Origin of the sequence: Nocardia cyriacigeorgica GUH-2 (genome assembly GCF_000284035.1) — a bacterium.
Lineage (GTDB): Bacteria > Actinomycetota > Actinomycetes > Mycobacteriales > Mycobacteriaceae > Nocardia > Nocardia cyriacigeorgica_B.
In genome coordinates this window covers 431,667-457,442 of record NC_016887.1, presented here as the reverse complement: position 1 = coordinate 457,442, position 25,776 = coordinate 431,667, and the positions used below count along the sequence as shown (strand labels likewise).

The window sequence follows — 25,776 nt, the reverse complement described above, 5'->3', positions numbered from 1 at the left end:
GGAAAATACTGGCAACCAGGCCGAGCAGAATCAGTGCACCGATGAACAATTTTCCCGCATAGTCCCGCCGTCGGGGGGAGCTGCTGGTACGGGAGGGTGAAACCATGCCCGCCAGGGTAGCTCGGATGGCCGCGACGGCCCAGGTTCCGGGGTGGTGATCCACCCGACCATGTTAGCTATGTAGTAGCTGGATCGTCGGTTGGATCGTCGGGCGCGCGGCAGCAATATTCGAGCCACAGCGCCGCCGCCACCAGCGCCACCGCGGCACCCAGCCCGATCAGCGCACCCGGCACATCGGCGTCGGCCGCGCGCAGATCGCCGCGCTGCGGGAACACCCAGATGAGGAATCCGAGCCAGACGCCGGCGGCCAGCGACCCGACCTGAGCCGAGGCCTTGGCCAGCGCGACCGCCCGGGCCGCGGTGATCGGATGCAGCTGATGCGGCCCGTCACCGATGCGATGCTCGTTGACCCGGGCCCGGATGATGAACCCGAGCGCCACCTCGATCGCGGCCACCGGATACAGCGAGGCCCCGGCGAAACTGGAGATCGGCGGGAAGCTGCCGTAGGCGATGCGGGTGGCGGCCCAGGCCAGCGCCGCGGCGATCACCAGATTGGCGGTGAGATCGACGACGCGGGTGGGTTTCAGCTGCTGCACTGGTCGGCTCCCCCGCGGGTCAGAGTCAGGGTGGTGCGGTGCACGCCGTCGCGTTCGGCGGCATCGAGTTCGGCCAGCAGATCGCGCACCCGGCGAATGCGGCCGTCGACCTCGAGTTCGGCGTCCGGCTCCACCTCGAGCCACGGCACCAGCACGAACGCCCGGCGATGCGCCTGCGGATGCGGCAGCGTGAGCTCGGGATCCTCACTGCGACAGGGGCGCAGGCCGTCGTCGGAGCACCAGATCACGTCGACGTCGAGAGTGCGCGCACCCCAACGGACTTCACGCACCCGGTCGGCCGCCCGCTCCAATTCCTGCCCGCGGCGCAGCCAGTCGATGCACTCGAAGTCCGGATCTTCCACCACCACAATGGAATTCAAGAAATCGTCCTGTTCGACACCGCCCCACGGCGCGGTCGAGAACACCGGCGACACCGCCACTACCCGCGGGCCGAAACCCTCGATCACGCTGCGCAGATAGCCGAGCCGGTCACCCAGATTGGAGCCGATGGACAGGACCGCGCGACTCATCCGGCCGCCCGTTCACGCTGGCGGGCGGTGACCACGCGGACGTCGGCGAAGGTGTGCGGGATCGGCGCGGAGGGCTTGTGCAGCACCACTTCCACGGCGTCGATGCGCGGGTCGGCCGCCATCACCGCATCGGCGATCTCGCTGACCACGGTCTCGATCAGATCCCGCGGCGGGCCCGCGACAATGCTCACGGCGAGATCGGCGAGCGCGCCGTAATCGACGGTGTCGACCAGATCGTCGGAGGCCGCGGCGGCGGTGAAATCGACCTGCACCGTCAGGTCGACGATGAACTCCTGGCCGTCGTGCTTCTCGTGGTCGAATACGCCGTGGTGGCCGAAGACCCGCAGCCCGCGCAGCTCGATCCGGTCCTGCGCAGGCCGCGACGGCGCCCGGCCGGCCCGCTCGTTCACCGCACCACTCCCGCCGCGCGCTGCCAGGCGTCGGTGACCGCGATGGCGTCAAGGGAGGCGCGCACATCGTGCACCCGCACGCCCCAGGCGCCGTGCAGTGCGGCCAGCGCCGAGATTGTCGCGGTGGCGGTCTCGCGGCCGTCGGGCGGACGCGGACCGGAATCGTCGGCCAGCAGCGAGCCGAGGAAACGCTTGCGGGACGCGCCGATCAACACCGGGAAACCGTCGGCAACGAACTGTGGCAGCGCGCCGAGCAGGGCCCAATTGTGTTCGGCGTTCTTGGCGAAACCGAGACCCGGGTCCAGGATCAGCCGCGCCGGATCCACTCCGGCCGCGACCGCGGCCCGCACCTGGGCGTCCAGTTCCGCGCGCACCTCGGCGATCACATCGTCATAGTGGTCGGCCGGGCCTGTGTGGCGGTAGTCGGCGCTCGCGCGCCAGTGCATGAGGATCCACGGGATGTCCGCGCCCGCGATGACCTTGACCATATCGGCGTCGGCGCGGCCACCGGAGACGTCGTTGACCACCGAAGCGCCCGCCGCGATGGCCGCCTCGGCGACCTGGGCGCGCATGGTGTCGACGCTGACCGGCACACCCGAGGCGACGAGTCCGCGGATCACCGGGACCACCCGGGCCGACTCGGTCTCGGCATCCACCCGGATGGCGCCGGGCCGGGTGGATTCACCACCGACGTCGATGATGTCGGCGCCGGCTTCGAACAGTTCGATGCCGTGCCGGATGGCGAGGTCGGGATCGAGGTAGCGGCCGCCGTCGGAGAACGAATCGGCGGTCACGTTCACCACGCCCATCACCACGCACGAACGGCCCGCGCGCGGGCGCACCCCTGGCTGCGGTGTGTGGCTCACTTGCGCAGGATCAGATCGAGCGCCTCGGCGCGCGAGGCGGCATTGGTCTGCAACAGGCCGCGCACCGCCGAGGTGGTGGTGCTCGCGCCCGGCTTGCGGATACCGCGCATGGCCATGCACAGATGCTCGGCCTCCACCACCACGATGGCGCCGCGCGGATCCAGCTTGCGCATGACGGCGTCGGCGATCTGACTGGTCAGCCGCTCCTGCACCTGCGGGCGCTTGGCGTACAGATCGACCAGCCGGGCCAGCTTGGACAGGCCCGTCACCCGGCCGTGCGTGCCGGGGATGTAGCCCACGTGCGCGACGCCGTGGAAGGAAACCAGATGGTGTTCGCAGGTGGAGTACAGCGGGATATCACGCACCAGCACCAGCTCCTGGTGCTCCTCGTCGAAGGTGGTGTTGAGCACCGCGTCCGGCTCGAGGTAGAGCCCGGCGAACATCTCCCGATAGGCGCGGGCGACGCGGGCCGGGGTGTCGACCAGGCCGGGCCGATCCGGGTCCTCGCCGACGGCGATCAGCAGTTCCCGGATCGCGGCCTCGGCGCGCGCCTGGTCGAAGGGCTTACCGGTGTGCAGCGCGATGAGCTCGGAGTCGCTCAACTCCGGCCCCGGGTCGTCCAGCACCGCCCGATTGGGCACGGTGGGAGCTTGGCCGTTGCTGTGATCGTTGGCCGACAATCGAGGACACCTCCAAATTCTCAGGGTGCGGGCGCAGTGCCCGGCCCCGAGGATCGAGCGTAATCGGCGCTGGTCAACCCCTGCCGTTCGGTCCATCCCAGTCCCGAGTGCCGCCCTCGGTACCGGAGCTGTCGGGGTAGGCGCCGCGATCGTCGTACCCGCCGCGGTCGTCGTAACCACGTTCGGGCTGGTAGCCGTGCCGCGGCCGGCCCTCGGCGGGATCGGGCCAGCCACCGAAACCACGTTCGCCGGGCTGCTCCTGCGCTTCCTCACGCGGCGGCCAGCCGGGAGCCGACCAGCCGGCGGGGGCACCGTAATCGGGCCGCGAGCCGTGCGTGGGGGGACGCTGGTAGCCCGGCTGTTGCGGCGGCATCGGATAGCCCGCCGGTGGCTGGGCCGGACGCCCGTGCTGTGGGGCCGGCTGATACCCACCGGCGGGCGGGTACCCGTTGGCCGGGGCGGGTTCGCGGGCGGCGGTCGCAGCGGCGGGCAGCGACGGCGCCACCGGCTCCGGCGGCCAGGGCTCGCCGCGCTCGGCGGCCAGTTCGCCCGGGGTCTTCACCGGGGGCTTGTCCGAGGGCACGCGGTCGCCGAAGTCGTTGAACGCGGTGATCCGCGGACGCTTCTCCACCGCGGCGAGGATCTGCTCGAGATCCTTGCGGTGCAGGGTCTCGCGCTCGAGCAGCGCGGTGGCCAGATCGTCGAGGACGTCGCGGTAGTCGTTGAGGATCGACCAGGCCTCGGTGTGCGCGGCCTCGATGAGGTTGCGCACCTCCTCGTCGATGGCGCCGGCGACCTCGTGCGAGTAATCCGAGCCCTGGCCCATCGAGCGGCCCAGGAACGGATCGCCGGCCTCCTGGCCGTAGCGCACCGCACCCAGGCGCGCGCTCATGCCGTATTCGGTGACCATCGCGCGGGCGATCTTGGTGGCCTGATCGATATCGGAGGACGCGCCCGTGGTTGGCTCGTGGAAGACCAGCTCCTCGGCGGCGCGGCCACCCATGGCCATCACCAGGCGGGCGATCATCTCCGAGCGGGTCATCAGGCCCTTGTCGTCCTCGGGCACCGTCATCGCGTGACCGCCGGTGCGGCCGCGGGCCAGGATGGTGACCTTGTAGACCGGCTCGATATCGGGCATCGCCCAGGCCGCGAGGGTATGGCCGCCCTCGTGGTAGGCGGTGATCTTCTTCTCGTGCTCGCTGATGATGCGGCTCTTGCGGCGCGGACCGCCGATGACGCGGTCGACCGATTCCTCCAGCGACTCACCGGTGATCATCGAGCCGTTCTCGCGGGCGGTGAGCAGCGCGGCCTCGTTGATGACGTTGGCCAGATCGGCGCCGGACATGCCGACGGTGCGCTTGGCCAGCCCGTCCAGATCGGCGTCCGGGGAGATCGGCTTGCCCTGCGAATGCACCCGCAGGATGGCGCGACGGCCGGCCAGGTCGGGGTTGCCGACCGGGATCTGGCGGTCGAAGCGGCCGGGCCGCAGCAGCGCCGGGTCGAGGATGTCGGGCCGGTTGGTGGCCGCGATCAGGATGATGCCGGTGCGATCGCCGAAGCCGTCCATCTCGACCAGCAGCTGGTTGAGGGTCTGCTCGCGTTCGTCGTGCCCACCGCCGAGGCCGGCGCCACGCTGACGGCCGACCGCATCGATCTCGTCGACGAAGATGATGCAGGGGCTGTTCTGCTTGGCCTGCTCGAACAGGTCGCGCACGCGGGAGGCGCCGACACCGACGAACATCTCGACGAAGTCGGAACCGGAGATGGTGAAGAACGGCACCCCGGCCTCGCCCGCGACGGCGCGCGCCAGCAGCGTCTTACCGGTACCGGGCGGGCCGTAGAGCAGCACGCCCTTGGGGATCTTCGCGCCGAGGGCCTGGTAACGCACCGGGTTCTGGAGGAAGTCCTTGATCTCGTAGAGCTCTTCGACGGCCTCGTCGGCACCGGCCACATCGGCGAAGGTGGTCTTGGGCATGTCCTTGGACAGCTGTTTGGCCTTCGATTTACCGAAGCCCATCATGCCGCCGCGACCACCGCCCTGCATCCGCGACATCACGAAGATGAACAGGCCGAGCAGGATGATCATCGGCAGCACGAACAGCAGGATCTGGGTGAGCCAGCTGTCCTGTTTGACCACCGTGTTGTACGGGGCGCCGGACTTCTGCACCGCGTCGAAGATCTGCGCGGCGGTCTGGCTGCCACCCGGGTACTTGGCGATGATCTTGGTCTCGCCGCCGGTGGCCTCGTTGCCGTTGTTCAGCTCGATGCGCAGCTGCTGCTCGCGGTCATCGATCTGGACGTTCTTGACGTTGCCCTGTTCCTGGAGCTGGCTCAACGCCACCGAGGTGTCGACGTTCTTCCAGCCGCGCGTGTCGTTGCCGAAATAGCTGAACAGATAGATCACGAGCAGAATGCCCGAGACTATCGCCAGGGTGCGAAACACAGTCTTGCGGTTCATAGAGCGTCGGCCGGGCGGCCAGTCCTTTCCGGTGTCTCCGGTTTTTGCCTAGCGATGCGAACGGATGCGGACATGCCACGTTACCGCGTACGGTCTACCCGATACATCGCGCAGTTCGGCCGGTGATGGGAGTTCAACAGGTAAACGGCCGGACAACGCCCGTGGTTCCCGATCTCTCCGGCCGGGTTTGTGCCGAGTGGTCACAATCATGGCATGTTCGGCCTATCGTGAGCGACGGCACAGTGCGGTGCCCCGCCGAGAGCACCCCAACCACATAGAGCGCAGGGGGTATGGACATAGTCGAGCTACGGACACCCACAGCGATAGTGCGCCACGGCCGGGGGCGGCTGATCGTCCTACGACCCGGCGGTGACGGCGAGAAGATCGACGGCGAGCGCGTGCTCGACGTCCCGGTGACCGACCTGCTGAAGGTCCGCCTGAACCGGCGCGCCGACGACGCGGTCGTCATCGAGATCTACCTCCGATATCCCACCCCCGTGCTGACCGGTGTGCCCGCCGACCGCACGCCGCTACCGGTGCTGATCGCCGAGCACGATGTGCCCGCCGCGGTCGAGATCGTGGACCGGATCAATGATCAGATCCTGGATTTCCAGCGCATCGACGTGGCGGCCCCGGATCTGACGCCGCCGGCACCCGAATGGAATTCCGGCGGCCCGGTGCGCGCCGATGTGGAGCGCGCGGTGCGCCGGATGGCGCCGCGGCGGGAAGCGAAATCCGCCATCAGCGCCCTGCACAAGCTGGCCTCGGCCGATGAATACGTGCTGGAGACGGCGCTGGCGGTGGCCCATCCGCCGGCTGGGCACGGTCAGGGACTACTCGCCGCCACCACCGCGCGGTTGCTGTTCATCTCCATCGGCACCGGCGAGCGCTACGCCCACGAAATGGCCATCGCCGCCATCATGTGGGCGCGCAGCACCGACGGGGCCGCGAGCGCACCGGGCGAGATCGGCACCAGCACCGATACCGGCATCGACGTGCACGACGGCAACCAGACGCTGCACTTCACCGGACTCGATCGGGCCGACACCCAGCGCGTCACCTGCGCGGTGAACTTCGCGATCCGGCTGGAATCGGCCGACGGCATGGCCGGGCCTGCCGATCCGGGCACCGCACAGCTGTACGCGGAGTGGGAACTGCTGGTGGAGCGGCATTCGCTGGGCATGGTCGACGACACCCAGTTCCAGCGCTACGGGCGCGGCATCCTGCGCTCGCTACCCGGGGTGTAGCGCGACGCGGTGACGCGGGCCCGGCTGCGGCGGGGCCCGCGTCGGCGGTCAGTTCAGGCCGATGCGCCGCCATGGACTGGTGGGGCGGGTCCACAGTCGCAGCAGTTCCATCCTGCGGTCCACGCCACCGTCCTTGAGCACGGCCAGATCCTCGGTGGCCTGCCAGTAGGTCCAGCCGGTCAGATACGCGTCACCGAATTGGCGCCAATTGCGGTAGCGCCGTCGGGCCAGCGGCAGCGCCCGCGCCAGATAACTCCAGGCGATCTCGTCGTCCAGATATCCCGCGGTGAACGCCATCCGCGCCACCGCGACCACCCGGGCCAGATCCCAGGCGTAGATATCGCCTGGCAACGGCCGGGACAGATGTTCGGTGAACCCGATTTTGATGGCCTGGGACCAGATGTCGTAATCGCGGACCAGCGCCTCCGGATTGTCCATCCCCCGAAACGAACCGACCTGGCGCAGGAAAGCGCGGTGGCGATCGGCGCGCTCACCGAAACGGTCGCGCTCGCTGGCATTGATCGAGGCCATCACCAGCGGATGCACCAGCGCGTACAGCGGCGCGTGCATGCCGTCGAGCAGTTGTTCCATCGAGGCGCGCGCCTCGGTGCCGTCGGTGATGCCCCAGGCGCCGGTAAGGGTGTCGATGGCCAGTTCGCGGCGGTCGCCGAGCGGGTGCTCACGTTCGGGGCCGAGCAGCAATTCGTCGTGAAAGGCGTCCCAGCGGGCGGAATAGAACGCACCGAGTGCCAGCGCGCGCAATTGATCATCGGAGATCTGCGCACCGGACCAATGGTCGTCCTCGCGCTGATCGAGCTCCTTGTACGGGAATGTTGTCAACGTGGGTAGACCGCGGGCAGGCATAGGGCGAGTGTAGGTGCCCACGCCCGCTCGGAGGCGGGTTCGCCGAGCGCGTTCACAGGTTTTTCAGATCATCGAATTCTTGGCCTGCCGAGGGCGCTGCCGGGGAGCTAATGTGCATTCATGTGTAGAAACATCACCGTCTTGCGTGGCCTGGAGCCTGCCGCTACCGAGCAGGAAATCTATGCCGCCGCATTGCAATACGTGCGCAAGGTCGGTGGCTTGACCGGCCTGAGCTCCACCACCAAACCGGCGGTCGACAAGGCCGTCGCCGCGATCGCCGCCGCGACCACCCAATTGCTGGCCGAGCTACCCGACCGCCGGGTGCCGCCGAGCACCGAACCACCGCTGCGCCGCATCGCCGCCCGCGAAGCCCAGGGCTAGCGAACGGCCGGGGTGAATATCCCGGGCGACAACGTGCGACGGCGTCAGCGATCGCGGGGCAATACCTCGGTGCCGTAGGCCGCGACGCAGGCGAGGGCGGTCTGCAACGGCAGCGCGCGCTCGTCGATGCGGTGCCCGAGTAGCTCCTCGATGCGCTGGATGCGGTAGCGGACGGTGTTCTTGTGCACGCCGAGCAGTTTCGCCGCAGCCTCCGGACTGTGCTGGCAGGTCAGGTAGGCGCGTAGCGTCTCGCGCAGCCGGGCCGAGCCGGCGTCGCGGCGGGCCAGCGCCCGCAGTTCGCGCGCGATCAAGGCGCGCATGGCGGTCTCGTCGACGCCGGCCAGATACGCGATCTCCACCTCGCGGTAGGCGGTGAGCCGCGGCCCGTCGGCCGGGCCGCGTTCGGCGACGTGGCGCGCGGCCATCGCCTCTTCATGGCTGCGCCGGAACCCCGCCACCCGATCGCCCGGGACGCCGAGCGCGACCCGCACCGGCGCCTCGACCAGGTGCGCGAGCCGGTCGGCCGCCGGTGCCCGGTCACCGTCGAGCCCGATCCAGGCCCACATGCCGCTGGCGCCGGAGGCCACGGTGAGTACCCGGTTGCTGCCGAGTTCGGCGGCCAGCCGGGCGCAGACGCGGTCGAGCACCCCGCCCATCTCGCCGTCGCCGCCGGCCTCGGCGGGTTCGTCGGCCCACAGCACTACGCCCAGATGCTGCTGGTTGAGCCGGTAGCCGAGCCGGGTCGAGGACTGTTCCAGGTCGACGTCGTCGCCGGCGAGCAGGGCCCGCACGGTTTCGGTGCGGCGGTTGAGCGCGGCCCGCAGCACGTGCTCGCGCTCGGCCAGGTAGGTCTCGGTCAGCGTTACCACCGAGGCGCCGACCCACTGGGTGGCCCGTTCGAACATGCGCATCATGACCACGCGTTCGATGGGATAGGGCGTGCGGCGTTGATCGAGGGCTTCGGTGAAGTAGTCGAGCACCGCCGCCAGTCCGGCGTTGTAGGTGCGCAGCAGCGTCTTGAGCTCGAAGCCACGGCGGGCCAGGGTGCGGGCGAAGGCGTGCGCTTCTTCGGGCAGCACCGGGTCGACGGTGTCGCTGGTCAGGCCGCTGAGCACGACGCGGGCGTGGGCGCGGGTGCTGGCACCGAGATCGCGGCGGATATCGCGGTCGGCGAGTTCGGGGATGCGGGCGACGATGGCGTTGTCGAGCCGGTCGACCACCTGGTCCAGGGTCTCGCTGCGCATCGTCTCGAAGACGAACTGGGCCAGCCAGTAGCGGACCTGCTCGGTGGGCGCAGCCGCACCGCCGGCGTGGTCGGGCGCGGGCGGATCGACCGGTGCCGGGACCGGGTTCGTCATCAGCTACCTCGCGATCGCCGAAATTGTATCGAGAGCACAAAGCGTCCCGGGTCGGTTGACAAACAAAGCCAAGAATGTCGGCGTCGATTGTGCCACGATCATAGTTCAGTGAGCTGCTTCACAGCAGCCGCGGACAGCCAGAGCCACGACGCAGTGGGAGAAGCCCGTGACCGACACCGAATCCGCCCGCCCGACGAAGCGAACGACCACCCGCAAGAAGCCGGCCGCTGCCGGGCCCGCCGCGATCGAGGTGCGCAATCCCGCCACCGGCGAGGTCGTCGGCACCGTGCCCGAGGTCTCCGCCGACGACGTCGCCGCCAAGGTCCGCGAACTGCGGCTGTACCAGCCGGAGTGGGAGGCCATCGGGCCCGAGGGCCGCAAGGAATGGTTGCTGAAGCTGCAGGACTGGCTCATCGACAACACCGAGCGCCTGGCCGATGTGTTGCAGTCGGAGACCGGCAAGCCGCGGGTGGACGCCCTCATCGACCCGGCATTCTCAGTCGATCTGACCGGTTACTACGCCCGGCGCGCGGCGAAGTTCCTCGCCGATGAGAACCCGTCGCCGCACAGCCCGCTGGCCCGGACCAAGAAGCTGACGGTCGCGTTCAAGCCGTATCCGGTGGTCGGCGTGATCACGCCGTGGAACTTCCCGCTGGCCATGCCGGTGGTCGACGTGATCCCCGCGCTGGCCGCCGGTGCCGCGGTGATCCTCAAGCCGTCGGAGGTGACGCCGCTGTCGGCGCTCGAGCTGGCCCGCGGCTGGGCCGAGATCGGCGCGCCGCCGGTGCTGGCCGTGGTGACCGGGGCAGGCGCGACGGGTGCGGCGGTGGTGGACAACGCCGACTACATCCAGTTCACCGGCTCCACCGCCACCGGCCGCAAGATCGCCGCCGCCTGCGTCGAGCGGATGATCCCCTACAGCCTCGAACTCGGCGGCAAGGATCCGGCGATCGTGCTGGCCGACGCCGATATCGACCGGGCCGCGCACGGCATCGCCTTCGGCGGCATGTTCAATGCCGGCCAGGTCTGCATCTCGGTGGAACGGGTCTACGTGGAGGCGCCGGTCTACGACGAATTCGTCGCCAAGCTGACCGCCAATGTCGCCGCGCTGCGGCAGGGTCTCGACGATCGCACGCCCAATCACGATGTGGGCGCGCTGGCCAATGAGAACCAGGTGAACATCGTCGCGCGGCACGTGGACGAGGCCGTCGCCGCGGGCGCCCGGGTGACCACCGGCGGTAAGCGCACCGGAGTGGGCACCTTCTTCGAGCCGACTGTGCTGGTCGATGTCGATCACTCCATGTCATGTGTGGCCGAGGAGACCTTCGGCCCGACCCTGCCGGTGATGAAGGTGGCCGACGAGGACGAGGCGATCCGGCTGGCCAACGACTCCATCTACGGGCTGTCGGCGTCGGTGTGGACCGGCGACAAGGAGCGCGGCGAGCGGGTGGCCCGGCAGCTGACGGCGGGCGCGGTGAACATCAACGACGTCTTCTCCAATATGTTCAGCTTCGCCCTGCCGATGGGCGGCTGGGGCAAGTCCGGGGTCGGCGCGCGCTGGGGCGGACCGAACGGCGTGCGCAAATACTGCCGGGCACAGGCGATTACCAAACCGATCCTGCCCACGCAGGAAAAGGAACTGATCTGGTTCCCGTATCAGGTGCCCAAGATCCTGTTCGCGCTCGGCGCGATGCGGGCGGCGGGTGCGCGCGGTCTGCGCCGGCTCGATGTGCCGGCGCTGCTGCGACTCAAGGGCGATTCGAAGGGTGCGAAGTAAATGGCAGACGCGATGAAGATCCGCGGCAAGGTCGTCGTCATCACCGGCGGCGCGCGCGGGATCGGCCTGGCCACCGCGACGGCGTTGCAGGCGCTGGGGGCCAAGATCGCCATCGGCGACATCGATGAGGTGACGGTCAAGGAGTCGGGCACCAGCCGCGATTTCGAGGTGTACGGCCGGTTGGACGTCACCGATCAGAGCTCGTTCGAGGGCTTCCTCGACGAGGTCGAGCGCACCCTCGGCCCGATCGACGTGCTGATCAACAACGCAGGCATCATGCCGACGGGCCGGCTGGTCGACGAACCGGACGCGCTGACCCGCCGCATCCTCGACATCAATGTCTACGGCGTGATTCTCGGGTCGAAGCTGGCGCTGGCGCGGATGCTGCCGCGGCGCAGCGGCCACGTCATCAATATCGCGTCGCTGGCCGGTGAGACCCACATTCCGGGCCTGGCCACCTACAACGCCAGCAAACACGCGGTGCTCGGATTCACCGACACGCTGCGCGAGGAGTACCGCGAGACCGGCGTGCACTTCTCCTCGGTGCTGCCGACGCTGACCAAGACCGAACTCGGGTCCGGGGTCAGCACGCCGAAGATCCTGCGGCCGGCCGAGCCGGAGGAGATCGCCGACGCCATCGTGGAGCTGATCGCGGCGCCGAAGTCGAAGGTCCGGGTGACGGCCGTGGCCGGTGCGATCGCCCAGGTGGTGAATCTACTGCCGGAGTCCTGGGGTGACGGGCTGGCGCGGGCGCTCGGGTCCAACCGCGCCTTCCTCGACGACGTCGATTCGGCGCAGCGCAAGGCCTACGAGGACCGGGCCCGCAACGTGTGAGTGTGGCGCGCGCTACGGCGCCGTGACCGTCCCCGGGACGGCCGCGGCGCCGTTTCGCGTTCCCAGCGCTGGGTCGTTTTCAACGCCCGGCAAACCTGATTGTGAGCAACATCACTACCCTCTGAATGGGTTCGCCCCGGGCGCGCGAGCCGCCCGATCCGGCGTCCCGAGGAGAAACACTCGCGTACATCGATCGGCGTTGACCTCGATCGCATCAGCCCTGGTCATCGAGCCTCGACCGCTCCCCTGCGACGCGGCGAGCCGAGCCCGCCGCAGCCTCCTCGAATCCGATAGTGCGCAAGACCATGACAGGCCATATGCTGTGACTAACAAACCTGTTGACCGTTTCGGGCCCAGATTCCGAACTTCCCGGTTTGATTAGGCTGGAAATCCGGCACCGATTCTGATAGCAATAGGCTATGGACCCGCATTTGCGCGACCTGCGGTATTTCGTCGCCGTCGCTGAGGAACTGCATTTCACCAACGCCGCCCAGCGGCTGCACATCGCACAACCCACCCTCTCGCGCCAGATCCGGCAGCTGGAACGCCAGCTCGACGTGGTCCTGTTCGATCGCAATCAGCGCAGTGTGGCACTGACCGTCGCGGGCAAGGAACTGCTCGACGGCGCCCGCAAAATCCTGGAGCTGTGGGAGGTCACCAACTCCTCGCTGCAAGAGGCCGGTGAGGTGCTGCGCGTCGGCATCCAGTCCACCCTCGGCCGCGGCCTGCTCAACGATCTGGAGAGCGCGAGCGGGCATCGGCTCGCCCTGCACGCCGCCTCCTGGACCGACCCGTCCAGCGGTCTGGCCGGCCGCCAGGCCGATCTGGCGCTGGTCTGGCTGCCGTTACCGGATCCGAACCGGTACCGCTGGGAGGTGCTGCGCACCGAGGACCGCTGGGTACTGCTGCCGGAGAACCACCGGCTGGCCGATCAGGACAGCATCGACTTCGCCGACCTGCTGGACGAGCCGTTCGTGGCGCTGCCGCCCGAGGCCGGCGCGGTCCGGGAGTTCTGGCTCGGCAACGACGGCCGCGGCGGACGTCAGCCCAAGATCGGCGCCGAGGCCGCCACCCCGGAAGACAAGCTGGAAGCGGTGAGCCTGGGCCTTGGCGTGTGCCTGCTGGCCGAGAACAACGTCCCGATGTACCGGTGGCCGGGCCTGACCGCGCGCCGCGTCACCGGGCTCGCGCCGTGCGAGCTGGCGGTGGCCTGGCGCGCCGACGACAACCGGCCGACCATCCTGGAATTCGCCGGCCGCGCCGCCGAGGGCGGGTTCGCGAGCAAACCCGCCCTGGCGGTCTGAGCCACCTGGCCCGGCCGGGCTAGTCCTGCCCGGACGGCCGATCCGCGGTCGTCCGGGGCCAGGGATGGTGCTGCTCCAACTGGGCCGCCAGCCGCAGCAGCGTCGATTCGCTGCCCGGCGGACCCGCCAGCTGCGCGGCCACCGGCGTCCCGGACTCCGGATGCAGCCCCATCGGCACCGACATCGCCGGCCAGCCGACCAGATTCCACATCGGGGTGAACGGCGAATAGCGCGGGCTGTTGATGAAATTCGTCAGCCAGCCCTTGGCATGCCAGGCCGTGGCCGCCGGCGGCGGCAGGGCCAGCGCCGGGGTGATCACCACGTCGTAGTTCTCGAAGAACTCGACCAGCCGCGCCTCCACCCGCTCCACCTGCGCGGGCTTCACCATGTTCAGCCGCACCAGCATCCGGCCGAGCGCGAGATGGCGGCGGGTCCGCTTCTGCAACCGCTCCGGATGCGGTAGCTCGTCGGCCTCCGGGATCGCCAGCATCGGCCAGCGCAGCATCACCGCCGTCACCGCGTCGCCGTAGGGCAGCTTCGCGGTATCGACGGCGTGACCCGCGGCGGCCGCGGCGGATCCGGCGGTGCGGGCGGCGGCGGTCCAGTGCCGGTCCACCTTCACCAGCGGACTCGGCGCATCGACGGCGAGCGCCACCCGCAACGGCGCGGGCGCGTCCACCTCGGCCAGTTCCGGCCGGCCCGCCATCACCGACAGGGCCAGCGCCGCATCCGCGACAGTCGTTGCCAACACACCGTTTTCGGTCATCCCGCCCCACGAGTCGGGGCCGACCTCGGCGGGAACCACCCCGCGGCCCGGCTTGATCCCGACGACGCCGCAGCAGGCCGCCGGAATCCGCACCGAACCCAGGCCGTCGTTGCCGTGCGCGACCGGAACCAGCCCGGACGCGACCGCCGCCGCGGCTCCACCCGAGGAGCCACCGCAGGTGCGCTCGGGATTCCAGGGGTTACGGGTGATGCCGTCGGGGCCGTCGGTCATGCCCCACAGGCTCAGTTCCGGCACCGTGGTCAGCCCGACGACCACCGCGCCGGCTTCCCGCAGCCGGGCCACCACCGGGTGATCATTGGTGGCGGATGTGGGATCGGTGGCCAGCGATCCATCCAGCACGGTCTCGCCGGTCACGGCGACATTGTGTTTGATCGCCACCGGCACACCGGCCAGCGGCAACGCGTCCAGGTCCTGCTTCTCCAGTTCGGCCGCCTCCGCGCGCGCCTGCTCGGTGCGCACCACGTCGAAGGCGTAGACCGCGGCATTACCCGCGTCGATCCGGGCCAGTGCGGCGTCCACCTCCGCCGTCGGTGTCGTCGCGCCCTCGCGCACCCGCGCCGCGGTCGTCACGACCGGCCCGGGTGGAGTGATCGTGTCATTGCCCGCATGCGAATTCGCGGGCTCGTTTGCCCCCATCGGTGCCCTCCTACCGTGGCCTGCCCGTGGTCGGGCCCGGCCGCGTTCATCCAGCTCGTAGCCCGACGCAACGTTGCCGAAACCAGGTGAGACACCCCGCGAGTGGACGTATCATTCCGATTACCGGTCGCCTCGATGGCGTCGGGTGTGGCGGAGTTTATCGGCAACCCCGTCGGCCGACCAGTGCACGTTTTTACGGCATCCACCCAGCAACCCCTTGGGATCATGAGCGCCGAACCGGAGACCACCCCCGACCCCCCGTCCGCAGCGGATTCCGTTGCGGCAGCGGCCTCGCCGGATTTCGACGGCGAGGCGACCACCCAGGCCGATCTGCCCACCCGCACCACCGCCGCGCCCTTCGACATGGCCACCGAGTTCGACACCGGACCGGGCAGTGGTCCCGGCACCGACGAGGCGCTGGACCGGATCGAGGTGGGCACCAGCATCGGCGATTTCGACCTGCTCACCGGCCTCGGCAGCGGCGCCTTCGCCCGCGTCTTCCTGGCCCGGCAGCGTTCCCTGCAACGGCTGGTGGCGGTGAAGGTCTCCGCCGATCACGGCACCGAACCGCAGACGCTGGCCCAGCTCGACCACGACTACATCGTGCGGGTATTCGATCAGCAACTGCTCGAATCCGGCCGGGCCCGCGGCTCGCGCCGGCTGCGGTTCCTGTACATGCAGTTCCTGCCCGGCGGCACCCTGCTCGGCGCGCTGCGCTGGGTGCGCGCCACCCCGCCCGAGGAACGCAATGGCAGGCTGCTGCTGGACGCGGTCGACACCGCGATGGAGGAAAAGGGCGAGATCCGCCCGACCGATTCCAGCGTGCGCGCCGAGATCGCCACGCTCAGCTGGCCGGAGACGGTGGCCTGGCTGGGCAGGCGGCTGGCCGAGGCACTGGACTACGCCGCCTCGCACGGCGTGCTGCACCGCGACGTCAAACCGGCCAATGTGCTGCTCACCGCCGAGGGCGTGCCCAAACTCGCCGATTTCAACATCAGTTTCAGCCGCAATGTGGAAGGCACCAGCCCGGTCTCGTACTTCGGCGGCTCGCTGACCTACATGTCGCCCGAACAACTCGAGGCCTGCCATCCCGGCCGCACCCGCGGTGCCGGCGATCTCGATACCCGCGCCGATATCTACTCCCTCGGCGTGCTGCTGTGGGAGCTGCTGACCGGCGCGAAACCGTTCGACGACACCACCGCGGGCGCAGGCGACCAGGGCGACGACACCACCCTGGAAGCCATGCTGGAGCGGCGCGCCACCGGCGTCGACGAGACCGCGCTGGAACGGCTGCCACCCGACTGCCCCGCGGCCCTGCGCCGGGTGCTGCTCACCTGCCTCGACCCCGACCGGGACCGGCGCTGGCCCAATGGCGCGACGCTGGCCAGGCAGTTCGACACCTGCCTGGACCCGAGGGCGCGCGAACTTGTGGATCCGGCGCCGGACAGCTGGCGGCTGCGGTTGCGCGCCTGGATGGTGCCGGTGCTGTTGCTGGCGCTGGGTGTGCCCAACGCGCTGGCCTCGCTGTACAACATCGAGCACAATCACCAGCTCATCGTCAGCAGGCTGTCGGAGGAGGCGCAGCGCAATTTCGTCATCATCACCGGGATCGTCAATTCCGTGCTGTTTCCGGTGGGCATCGCGGTGGTGCTGTATATGGCGCGCTACGTGCTGCGGGTGACGCGCGGTCTGCGCAAGGGCAAACGCTACGACCCGGACACCCTGCGCCGCGCCAGACGCGACACGCTACGACTGGGCGATCAGGCGGTGATCGTGGCGTTCACGCTGTGGGTGGTCGCGGGATTCACCTTCCCCATCGCCTTGCGGCTGACCACCGATGATCTGCCCGCGCGCGGGGTCTGGCATTTCCTGGCCTCGCAGGCGGTGTGCGGCGCCATCGCGGTGGCCTACCCGTTCTTCCTGGCCACCTTCTACCTTGTGCGCTGTGTCTATCCGATCTTTTTGCGGCACGGCGACGTCAGCAGTGAGGACGCCGGCTGGCTACGCAACCTGGACAAACGCTGCAACGGCTATCTCGCGGTGGCCGCCTCGGTGCCGCTGCTGGCCGTGGCCGGGGTGACGTTCCTGCCGCCGACCGATATCGCGGCGGTGATCGTCGCGGTGCGGGTGCTGTGCGTGGGCGGCATCATCGCCTTCGTCGGCACCTATGTGGTGTTCCGCGCGCTCGAAGCCGATCTGCGCGCGCTGGAACGCGTGGTGTCGCCCGGCGATCCGGTGACCAAACGGCTCGCGGCCGCCTAGCTCAGGATTCGCCGCCGTAGACCTTCGGGTGCAGGGTGCCGATGTAGGGCAGGTCGCGGTAGCGCTCGGCGTAGTCGAGGCCGTAGCCGACGACGAATTCGTTCGGGATGTCGAAACCGACGTGCGCGACCTCGACCTGAGTGCGCAGCGCGTCGGGCTTGCGCAGCAGGGTGACCACCTCGAGCGAGGCCGGGTTGCGGGTGGACAGGTTGCGCATCAGCCACGACAGGGTGAGGCCGGAGTCGATGATGTCCTCGACGATCAGCACATTGCGGCCGGCGATGTCCTTGTCCAGGTCCTTCATGATCCGCACCACGCCCGAGGACGAGGTCGACGAACCGTAGGAGGACACGGCCATGAATTCCAGCTGGGTCGGGATGGGCAGTGCCTTGGCCAGATCGGTCATGAAGAAGATCGCGCCCTTGAGCACGCCGATCAGCAGCAGATCGCCCTCGGGGGCGTCGGGCGGATAGCGCTTGGCGATCAGTTCGGCCAGTTCCCTGGTCTTGTCGGCGATTTGTTCCTCGGTGATCAGCACCGACGCGATGTCGTCCCCGTACACGTGCGCTGGTTCCCTTCCCTGCGTTGATCCGCGGTGCTCCTGCGGGCCGTCCGTGGTCACGCCGCGCCGTCGCCTCGGGGCCCGTCACTCGCGCTCGCCCGGGCGAACCCGATCGGTCTGCGCGAGTGTCAGCCTGCCATGTTCGCGCCCGGCAACCAACCTCGTCCCCGGTTCGCCGCCACCGACCGCGACCGCGCCCTGGCCGCGCCAGGCGGTGACGAGCTGATCGACCGCGTGTAAATGTTTGCCGGTCAGTGCTTTCGCGCCGCCGTCGAGCAGCCAGGCACGGATGGCCCGGCGGCGCAGGGCGGCGGGGGCAGTGGCGAGGGTCTCGCACGACAGCGTCACCTCATGAGGGCCGCCGGGCGCCTGGCCGGGCTGGTGGCTCGCGACCCGCAGCAGGTCGTGGGCCAGCTCGTCCAGCACCGCGTTGTCCTCGCGCAGCTGGGCGGCCGTGCGGCCCAGCGCCTCGGTGACGCCGCCGCCGAGCACGTCTTCGAGCAGGGGCAGTACCTCGGTGCGCAGCCTGACCCGGGTGAACTCCGGCGAATCGTTGTGCGGGTCCTCGTGCGGGGTGAGTCCGAGGTCGTCGCAGCACTGCCGGGTGACGCCGCGCCGCACGCCGAGAAGCGGCCGGCCCCACGGCGGGGTGTAGGGCGCCATGCCCTGGATCGAGCGCGGGCCCGAACCACGCGCCAGGCCGAGCAGGACGGTCTCGGCTTGGTCGTCGAGGGTGTGCCCGAGCAGGACCGGCAGCCCGTCGCGGGCGGCGTCGAGCGCGGCGTAGCGCGCCTTCCGGGCGGCCGCCTCCATGCCGCCGTCGCGGCCGACCTCCACCGGCAGCACGTGGGCCGACCGGCAACCCAGCTTCAACGCCGTCGCCGCGGCCGTCGCCGCCACCGCCGCAGATCCGGGTTGCAGGCCGTGGTCCACGATCAGCGCGTCGACCGCCGCGCATTCGACCACCGCTGCCGCGGTCAACGCCAGCGAATCCGCGCCGCCGGACAGTGCCACGGCGACTTCGGCTCCGAGGTCATGTTGGGTGAGCCAGGCGCGTACGGCGTGACGCAGCTCCAGCACGGCCTCGGTCTCAGCGAGACGGGTCGTACCGGCCGCCGGAGTCGCCGCCCCACTCATCCCAGGACGCGGCTGATCCACCGTTGCGGGTCTTCGATCTCGTCCGGGCGGGGCAGGGTGCCGGCGTCGGTCCAGACGGTGTTGAACCGCTCCATGCCGACGGCGCCGACGACGTGGTCGACGAAGGCCTTGCCGCGCACGTACTGCGCCACCTTCGCGTCGACGCCGAGCAGCGCGCGCAGCAGCCGCTGCACCGGGTTGGTGGGGCGTTTGCGGCGCTGGTCGAAGGCGGCGCGGATCTGCTCGACGGTCGGGATGACCGAGGGGCCGACGGCGTCCATGACGTGGTCGGCGTGGCCTTCGAGCAGGGTGCCGAGCATCAGCAGCCGGTCCAGCGCCTCCCGCTGCGGTTCGGGTTGAGTGGCGCGCAGCAGGCCGACCACACCGCGGGCGGCCGGATCGTCGGGTGTGCCGCTGCGGCGGCGTTCGCGCACCTCCGACACCAGGCGGGCGAGCATATCGGCCATCGGTTCGTCGCCGACCTCGCCGAGGATGTCGACGTTGGTGCGCATGTACTCCGACAGCCAGGGCGCCGAGGAGAACTGCACGCGATGGGTCACCTCGTGCAGGCACACCCAGAACCGGAAATCGCTGGGCTGCACGCCGAGGGCGCGCTCCACCGACATGATGTTGGGCGCCACCAGCAGCAAGGTGCCGTCGCGGCCGGTGAACGGGTCGTATTGGCCGAGGATTGCGGTGGACAGGAATGCCAGCATGGCCCCGGCCTGCACGCCCGCCGGTTTCCCGGTGAGCATGCCGCGGCCCTCGCCGACGCCGGTGCCGGTGAGCTGGGCCATCGAGTCGGCCGCCGCGCCGATCCAGCCCGGCCGGTCGACGATGCGCGCCTGCGGGACCGGCTCGTCGTCGAGCATCCCGGTGACCTGCCGCACCGGCGCTTCGGCGCGCACCGAGGCGTCGGCGAGTTCACTGACGACCTGTTCGGCGGAATACCTGCTGGTCCGCGGACCGGACGGGACGAGGGCGGCACCGGTGCGGGCGGCGACCCGCCAGTCCACGGCGCCGGACAACCGGGTACGCCCGCCGGGCTTGGCGGTGTCGACGGCAGCACCGCCCGATTCGGCGGCGCCGGAATCGCCGGGGCGTTGTTCGGTCGTCATTTCTCACCCACCCGTCAGGAGCATCCGCAATTACGCAGTGTGGCCGCGATGGCATCCAAGGCGGGTCTGCTCACCTCCGGCGGCCGATCGCTCGACATCAACGCGAAGGTGAGGACCCGGCCATCACTGTCCAGCACATACCCGACCAACGTGCTGGCCACCGACAGAGTTCCGGTCTTGGCCCGCACCCAGCCCGCGCCGTCCCGGTCGCGCACCACATAACGGCTGGTCAGCGAGCCGGTAGCGCCCGCGACGGGCAGATCATCGAGCAGCGGCGCGAGCTTGGCCGACAGCGACGGTTCGGCGCCGGAACCCTGGGCGGGCGACGCTCCCGGGCGCACGACGCCGCCGGGCCGCAACCCCGGCCGGGTCGTGGCGGTGGCGCTCGCCTGTTCGGTGACCTCGTCGTCACGCGCGGCCGTGGCCAAGATCCGGTCGAGCACCTGCGCGGAGATGCGGTCGTCGACCGACAGGCCGCTGGTGTCGTGCATGCTGACGCCGGTCATATCGAAGCCTGCCTGCTCGAGCGTCGCCCGTACCGCGGCGGCCGCACCGGCGAACGAGGCGGGCCGGCCGGTGGCCTGGGCGATCTCGCGGCCGATGGTCTCGGCGAGCACGTTGTCGGAATGCACCATCATCGCGTGCAGCCGCTGCGACAGCGGGGCCGAGGACACGCTCGCGATCTGCTTCGACCCAGTGGGCGCGGTACCGAGCCGCACCCGTTCGGCGCCGAGGCCGAGTTCGGCCGCCAGCCGACGGCCGACGTCCAGGCCCGGCGAATCGGAGCGCGGCGCGTATTCGACCAGTGGATCGAGCCGCCCGCCGTCGAGCATCAGCGGCTCGATCGGCGCGATGGAACCACCAGGAATATCGATCGGATCCCAGCCCTGCGCCATCGCCGGGCCGGAGTACATCGAGGTGTCGACGACGATGGATTCGATCGGGATCTGCGCCGCGCGGATCTGGGCGACCAGATCCGACAGTTTCGGCCCGCCCGGGTAGTAGCCCTTGCCGTCGGGCTGCGCGGTCAGCGTCGGATCGCCGCCGCCGACCAGCACGATCTCCCCCGGCGCCGAACCGGCGACCACCGTGGTCTGCACCCGCTGGTCTTCGGGCAGGGTGAGCAGGGCGGCCGCGGTGGTCAGGATCTTGGCGGTCGATGACGGCACCATCGGCTTGGCCGCATCGGCGCTCCACAGCACCGTCCCGGTGTCGGCGTCGGTCACCGAACCGGCGAAACCGCCCAGATCCGGATTCGACACCACCGGGGCCAGCGCCGCGGCCAGACCCGCCGCACTCGGGACGGGTGCGTCATCGGGGGCGGGCGCGACCGCGGGGAACGGACGCACCGGTACCGGCGGCTCGGCGATGGTCAGCCCGCCGTGGCGGAACTCCTCGGTCCAGGGCTTCAGCGTCACCGCGACGCCGGTACCGACCGCGAGCAGCACCACCAGCGTGGTGATCAGTCCGATCCACATCCGGCGCCGTCGCCGCGAGGCCAGCCCGCCGATGTTCTTACCCACCACGTTGTCCGCCGTCTCCTCACGCCCGCCACATCCGCTTGGCCCAGACTATCCTCGTTCGGCTACCGTTCCCCCGAACGACCTGGCGCGTCGGCGGCCGTCGGCCCGCTGAACAGCAGCAGTACACCAGAGGCAACGGAAGAAGGAGTTGGCGTGGAGTTCGACGTCACCATCGAGATCCCCAAGGGTTCGCGCAACAAGTACGAGGTGGACCACGAGACCGGACGGGTCCGGCTCGATCGTTTCCTCTACACCTCCATGGTGTACCCGGCCGACTACGGCTACATCGAGAACACCCTCGGCGAAGACGGTGACCCGCTGGACGCGCTGGTCCTGCTGCCGGATTCGGTGTTCCCCGGCGTCATCGTGGAGGCCCGCCCGGTCGCCATGTACAAGATGACCGACGAGGCAGGCGGCGACGACAAGGTGCTGTGCGTGCCCGCCGGCGACCCGCGCTGGGACCACATCCAGGACCTGAAGGACGTCCCGGAGTTCGAGCTGGCCGCGATCAAGCACTTCTTCGAGCGCTACAAGGACCTCGAGCCCGGCAAGTACGTCAAGGGTTCGGAGTGGGTCGGCCGCGCCGAGGCCGAAGCCGAGGTCGAGGCGTCCATTCAGCGTCTGAAGGACCAGGGCGGGCACTGAGCCACAGTTCCTGATCGACGGCCGATCCGCCAGGCGGTAGCCGGAGAACGATCGAGCGGCACATCACCGAGAGCCTGCGACGGGCTCGGTCTCGGTGATGTGCCGCTCAGCGTTTGTGCGCTGGGTGTCTGCCGGCTGACTGACTGAGTGCGCGGGCGCTACCGGTATCGGTCCACGGTGCCCGGCGGCGTCCGCCCGCGAGCGCTACCGGCGCCGGTCCGACGGCGCTGAGGGTCGACTCGCTCAGCGCCCCTTGAACTGCGGGGCGCGCTTCTCGAAGACAGCCTGGATGGCCTCGGTCAGGTCCTCCGACGGCAGGAAGGCCGCGTTCCAGGCCGAGACGTAGCGCAGCCCTTCGGCTACCTCGGAGGCATTGCGCTGGTACATCACGTCCTTGGCGCCCTGCACCACCAGCGGCGGGTTGGCGGCGATCTCCCGTGCGGTCGCGTGCGCGGCCTCCAGGGCGGCCTGCTGATCGTCGAAGACGTCGTTGACCAGGCCGATCTTCTCCGCCCGCGCGGCGTCGATGTCCTTACCGGTGTAGGCGAGCTCACGCAGGTGGCCCTCGCCGATGATGGCGGGCAGCCGGTGCAGCGAGCCGATGTCGGCGACGATGGCGACCTTGGCCTCGCGCAGGCTGAACTTGGCGTCGGCGCTGGCGTAGCGGATGTCGACGGCGGCGATCAGGTCCAGGCCGCCGCCGATGCACCAGCCCGACACCGCGGCGATGACGGGCTTGCGGCAGTCGGCCACCGCCGTCACCGCGGCCTGCATGCGCCGGATCTCGTTCAGGAAGTCGGTGCGCGGAGCGGCCAGCGCCTTGTCGGCCAGCAGCGGGCCGAAGGTGCCGCTCATCGCGGGGAGATCCAGGCCGTAGGAGAAGTGCTTGCCGGAGCCGGTCAGCACGATCGCCCGGACCTCGGGGTCGGCGTCGAGGGCGTGGAAGATCTCCGGGAGCTCACGCCAGAAGTCCGGGCCCATCGCGTTGCCCTTGCCGGGACCGGTCAGGGTCACCTGCGCTACGTGGTCGCTGGTTTCGACGGTGAAGGCCTGCCATTCAGTCATCTGTACAGCGTATACACGCCGGTAACGGCGGTGATACCGTGTGGGAGGGAACCTGTTATCACTCACCCGGCACTCGCCACCGGTTCGCTCTACCCTGGATTCATGCGCAGGTCACTACCTCCGGTCGCCTGCCGGGTCGCGGACACCCTGATCGCCCGCGGCCACCACGGCGTCATCGTCACTCACCCGGATCGTCCGACCGCGGCCGCCGACGCCGCCCGCGCCCTCGGCGTCGACATCGGCGCCATCACCCTGGCCCGGCTGTACTTGCTCGACGACGATCCGGTGCTACTGCTGGTCTCCGGCGCGCACGAGGTGGACCTGGACCGCACCGGCGCCCGCCTGGAAGGCACCCTCACCCCCGCCTCGGACGAACTCGTCCTCGAAGTCACCGGCCACCCCTTGGACGCCGTCGCCCCCGTCGGCCATCCGACCAATATCCCCACCTGGGTCGACAACGCCCTGTCCCGCCACCGCGAACTGTGGGCGGCGGGCGGTCATCCGGATGCGGTGTTCCGCACCACCTTCCGCGAATTGGTGCGGATCACGGCGGGGCTGCCGATCGACGTGGACTGACCCCAGCGGCACAATCGACACGGTGAGCGACGCGAAGGAACCGACCGCACCGGACACCGGCCTGCGGGTGCCCGACGACCTGAGCGGGATCACCGCCGAGCAGTACCGGTCCTCGATGCGGCACTATCCGTCGGGGGTGACGGTGGTGACGTTGAGTTCGCCGGCGGGCCCGGTCGGGTTCACCGCGACCTCGTTCGCCTCGCTGTCGCTGGAGCCGCCGCTGGTGTCGTTCAATATCGCGCACACCTCGTCGAGCCTGGCGGCGATGAGCGAGGCGGAGTCGGTGGTGATCCACTTCCTCGGCGAACACCAGCGGCATATCGCGCAGCGGTTCGCGCGCAGCGCCGAGGAACGGTTCACCGACCGATCGCTGTGGACCACGCTCGACACCGGCGAGCCGGTCCTGCACGGCACCCCGATCTGGCTGCGCACCACCGTCGAACAGCGCATTCCCATCGGCGACCACACCTTCATCGTCGGCCGGGTGACCCGGGTGCACGACGCCACCGAGGAGAAGCCGGCGGCCGCGCCGCTGCTGTATCACAACGGGCGCTACCACCGGCCTACTCCGCTGGATGAGGACTAAGGCTCAGCCGATCTCGCAGGGCGCCGCGCCGACGGTGTCGGCACCGGTGAATGCCCGGGTTTCCGGAGCGGGATTCCACAGCCCGTCGGTGCAGGCGTAGTCCCACCGCGGCCCGTCGTGCACGAGCGCGGCGATCGCCGAAACCAGCCGGTCCACGTCCGCCGAGCAGGTCCCCAGCCCGATGCTCGCGCGCAGCGCACCGTCGAGCCCGAGCCGCGCGAGCAGTGGATGCGCGCAGAATCGACCGTCACGCACCCCGATCCCGTGTTCGGCCGACAGATACGCCGCCACCTGTCCGGGAGCGAAACCGTCCAGCGTGAACGCGACGATCCCGACGACGTCGGGGCTGTCGGACCACAGCCGCAACAGCCGCACACCCGCAATCGCGCTCAGCCCGTCGCGCAAGCGGTCGGCCAGCAGCCGCTCGTGCGCGATCACCCGCTCGGCGTCGATCTCCGACAGCGCCTCGCAGGCCGCAGCCAACGCCGCCACACCGAGCACATTCGGCGATCCGGCCTCGTGCCGCTGCGGCGCGGGCGCCCATTCGGTGCCGTCGACGCGCACCTCGCGCACCGCACCACCACCGGCCAGATACGGCGGTGCCGCGTCGAGCCAATCGCGCTTGCCGACGAGCACACCCGCGCCGAACGGCGCGTACAGCTTGTGCCCGGAGAACACCAGATAGTCGATCCCGCACTCGCGCAGGCTGATTCGCCGATGCGGCGCCAGCTGCGCCGCGTCGACCAGGATGCGGGCGCCGCACTGGTGGGCGATCTCGGCCAGCCGGGCCAGCGGCAGCACCTCGCCGGTCACATTGGAGGCGCCGGTAACCGCAAGCAGCGCAGCCGGTTTCGAGCAGAGCTCGGCGACCAGGCGGCGCACGGTCTCCTCGATCGTGTCGGCCGCGCGCACCACGCGCCGGCCATGCCGTTGCCAGGGCAGGAAATTGGCGTGATGTTCGACATCGAGCACCACCGTGTCACCGGGCACGCAGGCGGCGAGCAGGTTGAGCGAATCGGTGGTGTTGCGGGTGAAGACCACCACCTGGTCGTCGGCCGCGTCCAGGAAACGGGCAACCGAACCGCGGGCGGCTTCGTAGCATTCGGTGGAGATCCGCGAGGCATAGCCCGCGCCCCGGTGCACGCTGGCGTAATACGGCAGCAGTCGCTGCACCCGGTCGGTCACCTGGGCCAGTGCGGGTGCGCTCGCGGCGTAGTCGAAATTGGCATAGGTGCAGGTCCCGCCCTGGACGAGGGGTACATGGAGATCGTCTCCGGAGACCCGGGCGAGGGCGGCACAGGTCTGATCGAACACAGCGGTCATCACGTCATCCCATCGGCTGAGGGACTCGCGAAAGGCAAGAGATTCGTCGAGTCCGCGCTTGCCGCGCCCGGTCGGGCGGCGGCCCGGTCGTCACCCGGAGCACCCCACCGCGGAGGAGGGTTGCCGGCCAGCAAGCCGGGGCTTGACGCTGGCACTCATGACCTGTGGCGAGATTGACAGACCGGCCGCGC

At 69.8% G+C, this 25,776-nt stretch carries 24 protein-coding genes and 1 riboswitch; of the genes, 9 read left to right on the top strand and 15 right to left on the bottom strand.

Translation table 11 applies throughout. The features are described 5' to 3' along the window. Positions 1-176 precede the first annotated feature (176 nt). The 6 genes from NOCYR_RS02100 to ftsH all read right to left on the bottom strand — a co-directional run bounded on the left by NOCYR_RS02100 (position 177) and on the right by ftsH (position 5,600). The gene (locus NOCYR_RS02100) at positions 177-647 is read right to left on the bottom strand and encodes a DUF3180 domain-containing protein (protein WP_048833852.1); all 471 of its coding nucleotides are present in this window, start codon (positions 645-647) and stop codon (positions 177-179) included. After that, positions 644-1,186, bottom strand: coding sequence for a 2-amino-4-hydroxy-6-hydroxymethyldihydropteridine diphosphokinase (gene folK / locus NOCYR_RS02095; protein ID WP_014348706.1), 543 nt, complete (start codon positions 1,184-1,186; stop codon positions 644-646). The genes NOCYR_RS02100 and folK overlap by 4 nt, the downstream gene beginning before the upstream one ends. Continuing rightward, positions 1,183-1,596 (bottom strand): dihydroneopterin aldolase, encoded by a 414-nt coding sequence (folB, locus tag NOCYR_RS02090; RefSeq protein ID WP_014348705.1) that lies wholly within the window; start codon positions 1,594-1,596, stop codon positions 1,183-1,185. Before folB ends, folK begins: the two co-directional genes overlap by 4 nt. Continuing rightward, positions 1,593-2,405, bottom strand: a complete 813-nt coding sequence (folP, locus tag NOCYR_RS02085) for a dihydropteroate synthase (protein ID WP_048832642.1) — start codon at positions 2,403-2,405, stop codon at positions 1,593-1,595. Before folP ends, folB begins: the two co-directional genes overlap by 4 nt. A 53-nt stretch (positions 2,406-2,458) precedes the next feature. Then, entirely contained in the window at positions 2,459-3,085 is a 627-nt protein-coding gene (gene folE, locus NOCYR_RS02080) for a GTP cyclohydrolase I FolE (RefSeq protein ID WP_370012175.1), read from the bottom strand. A 130-nt stretch (positions 3,086-3,215) separates the two neighbouring features. After that, positions 3,216-5,600, bottom strand: a complete 2,385-nt coding sequence (gene ftsH / locus NOCYR_RS02075) for an ATP-dependent zinc metalloprotease FtsH (RefSeq protein WP_014348702.1) — start codon at positions 5,598-5,600, stop codon at positions 3,216-3,218. A 290-nt stretch (positions 5,601-5,890) separates the two neighbouring features. On the opposite strand from ftsH, the gene NOCYR_RS02070 reads away from it, so the two are divergent. Next, entirely contained in the window at positions 5,891-6,847 is a 957-nt protein-coding gene (locus tag NOCYR_RS02070) for a hypothetical protein (protein ID WP_048832640.1), read from the top strand. A 48-nt stretch (positions 6,848-6,895) separates the two neighbouring features. On the opposite strand, the gene NOCYR_RS02065 is transcribed toward NOCYR_RS02070, so the two are convergent. Continuing rightward, positions 6,896-7,711 carry a DUF1266 domain-containing protein gene (locus NOCYR_RS02065; protein ID WP_048832639.1) on the bottom strand — a complete coding sequence of 272 codons (816 nt, stop codon included), beginning with the start codon at positions 7,709-7,711 and terminating at the stop codon, positions 6,896-6,898. Between the two features lie 120 nt (positions 7,712-7,831). Between NOCYR_RS02065 and NOCYR_RS02060 the strand changes: the two genes are divergently transcribed. Next, a complete protein-coding gene (locus tag NOCYR_RS02060; RefSeq protein WP_048832637.1) occupies positions 7,832-8,092 on the top strand; it encodes a DUF2277 domain-containing protein in 261 nt (86 codons plus the stop codon). Between the two features lie 44 nt (positions 8,093-8,136). Here the strand turns inward: NOCYR_RS02060 and NOCYR_RS02055 are convergent, their stop codons facing one another. Then, positions 8,137-9,450: a PucR family transcriptional regulator gene (locus tag NOCYR_RS02055; RefSeq protein ID WP_014348698.1), complete on the bottom strand. Its 1,314-nt coding sequence runs from the start codon at positions 9,448-9,450 to the stop codon at positions 8,137-8,139. A 166-nt stretch (positions 9,451-9,616) separates the two neighbouring features. Here NOCYR_RS02055 and NOCYR_RS02050 point away from each other — a divergent pair, with 166 nt between their 5' ends. The 3 genes from NOCYR_RS02050 to NOCYR_RS02040 all read left to right on the top strand — a co-directional run bounded on the left by NOCYR_RS02050 (position 9,617) and on the right by NOCYR_RS02040 (position 13,365). Further along, positions 9,617-11,227, top strand: a complete 1,611-nt coding sequence (locus tag NOCYR_RS02050) for an aldehyde dehydrogenase family protein (RefSeq protein ID WP_014348697.1) — start codon at positions 9,617-9,619, stop codon at positions 11,225-11,227. Next, positions 11,228-12,061 (top strand): SDR family oxidoreductase, encoded by an 834-nt coding sequence (locus tag NOCYR_RS02045; protein WP_048832634.1) that lies wholly within the window; start codon positions 11,228-11,230, stop codon positions 12,059-12,061. 419 nt (positions 12,062-12,480) lie between these two features. Further along, a complete protein-coding gene (locus tag NOCYR_RS02040; protein WP_014348695.1) occupies positions 12,481-13,365 on the top strand; it encodes a LysR family transcriptional regulator in 885 nt (294 codons plus the stop codon). Positions 13,366-13,384: 19 nt separating this feature from the next. On the opposite strand, the gene NOCYR_RS02035 is transcribed toward NOCYR_RS02040, so the two are convergent. After that, positions 13,385-14,788: an amidase gene (locus NOCYR_RS02035; protein WP_014348694.1), complete on the bottom strand. Its 1,404-nt coding sequence runs from the start codon at positions 14,786-14,788 to the stop codon at positions 13,385-13,387. 225 nt (positions 14,789-15,013) lie between these two features. On the opposite strand from NOCYR_RS02035, the gene NOCYR_RS02030 reads away from it, so the two are divergent. Beyond that, positions 15,014-17,050, top strand: a complete 2,037-nt coding sequence (locus NOCYR_RS02030; RefSeq protein WP_014348693.1) for a serine/threonine-protein kinase — start codon at positions 15,014-15,016, stop codon at positions 17,048-17,050. A gap of 1 nt (position 17,051) precedes the next feature. Here NOCYR_RS02030 and hpt read toward each other — a convergent pair whose 3' ends face one another. The 4 genes from hpt to NOCYR_RS02010 all read right to left on the bottom strand — a co-directional run bounded on the left by hpt (position 17,052) and on the right by NOCYR_RS02010 (position 21,345). After that, positions 17,052-17,612 (bottom strand): hypoxanthine phosphoribosyltransferase, encoded by a 561-nt coding sequence (hpt, locus tag NOCYR_RS02025; protein ID WP_014348692.1) that lies wholly within the window; start codon positions 17,610-17,612, stop codon positions 17,052-17,054. Between the two features lie 84 nt (positions 17,613-17,696). After that, positions 17,697-18,749: a tRNA lysidine(34) synthetase TilS gene (gene tilS / locus NOCYR_RS02020; protein ID WP_014348691.1), complete on the bottom strand. Its 1,053-nt coding sequence runs from the start codon at positions 18,747-18,749 to the stop codon at positions 17,697-17,699. Beyond that, on the bottom strand, positions 18,746-19,867 hold the full coding sequence (locus NOCYR_RS02015) for a zinc-dependent metalloprotease (RefSeq protein WP_014348690.1): 1,122 nt from the start codon (positions 19,865-19,867) through the stop codon (positions 18,746-18,748). Before NOCYR_RS02015 ends, tilS begins: the two co-directional genes overlap by 4 nt. A gap of 14 nt (positions 19,868-19,881) precedes the next feature. After that, the gene (locus NOCYR_RS02010) at positions 19,882-21,345 is read right to left on the bottom strand and encodes a D-alanyl-D-alanine carboxypeptidase/D-alanyl-D-alanine-endopeptidase (RefSeq protein ID WP_081505282.1); all 1,464 of its coding nucleotides are present in this window, start codon (positions 21,343-21,345) and stop codon (positions 19,882-19,884) included. 198 nt (positions 21,346-21,543) lie between these two features. Here NOCYR_RS02010 and NOCYR_RS02005 point away from each other — a divergent pair, with 198 nt between their 5' ends. After that, the gene (locus NOCYR_RS02005; protein ID WP_014348688.1) at positions 21,544-22,035 is read left to right on the top strand and encodes an inorganic diphosphatase; all 492 of its coding nucleotides are present in this window, start codon (positions 21,544-21,546) and stop codon (positions 22,033-22,035) included. Positions 22,036-22,278: 243 nt separating this feature from the next. Here the strand turns inward: NOCYR_RS02005 and NOCYR_RS02000 are convergent, their stop codons facing one another. Next, on the bottom strand, positions 22,279-23,100 hold the full coding sequence (locus NOCYR_RS02000) for a crotonase/enoyl-CoA hydratase family protein (protein ID WP_014348687.1): 822 nt from the start codon (positions 23,098-23,100) through the stop codon (positions 22,279-22,281). A 102-nt stretch (positions 23,101-23,202) separates the two neighbouring features. Between NOCYR_RS02000 and NOCYR_RS01995 the strand changes: the two genes are divergently transcribed. Both NOCYR_RS01995 and NOCYR_RS01990 read left to right on the top strand, forming a co-directional pair. Next, positions 23,203-23,676 carry a YbaK/EbsC family protein gene (locus tag NOCYR_RS01995; protein ID WP_014348686.1) on the top strand — a complete coding sequence of 158 codons (474 nt, stop codon included), beginning with the start codon at positions 23,203-23,205 and terminating at the stop codon, positions 23,674-23,676. Between the two features lie 22 nt (positions 23,677-23,698). Next, the gene (locus NOCYR_RS01990) at positions 23,699-24,262 is read left to right on the top strand and encodes a flavin reductase family protein (protein WP_014348685.1); all 564 of its coding nucleotides are present in this window, start codon (positions 23,699-23,701) and stop codon (positions 24,260-24,262) included. A 3-nt stretch (positions 24,263-24,265) separates the two neighbouring features. On the opposite strand, the gene NOCYR_RS01985 is transcribed toward NOCYR_RS01990, so the two are convergent. Further along, positions 24,266-25,585 carry an aminotransferase class V-fold PLP-dependent enzyme gene (locus NOCYR_RS01985; protein ID WP_014348684.1) on the bottom strand — a complete coding sequence of 440 codons (1,320 nt, stop codon included), beginning with the start codon at positions 25,583-25,585 and terminating at the stop codon, positions 24,266-24,268. Positions 25,586-25,634: 49 nt separating this feature from the next. After that, positions 25,635-25,748: riboswitch (SAM riboswitch) on the bottom strand. Positions 25,749-25,776 lie beyond the last annotated feature (28 nt).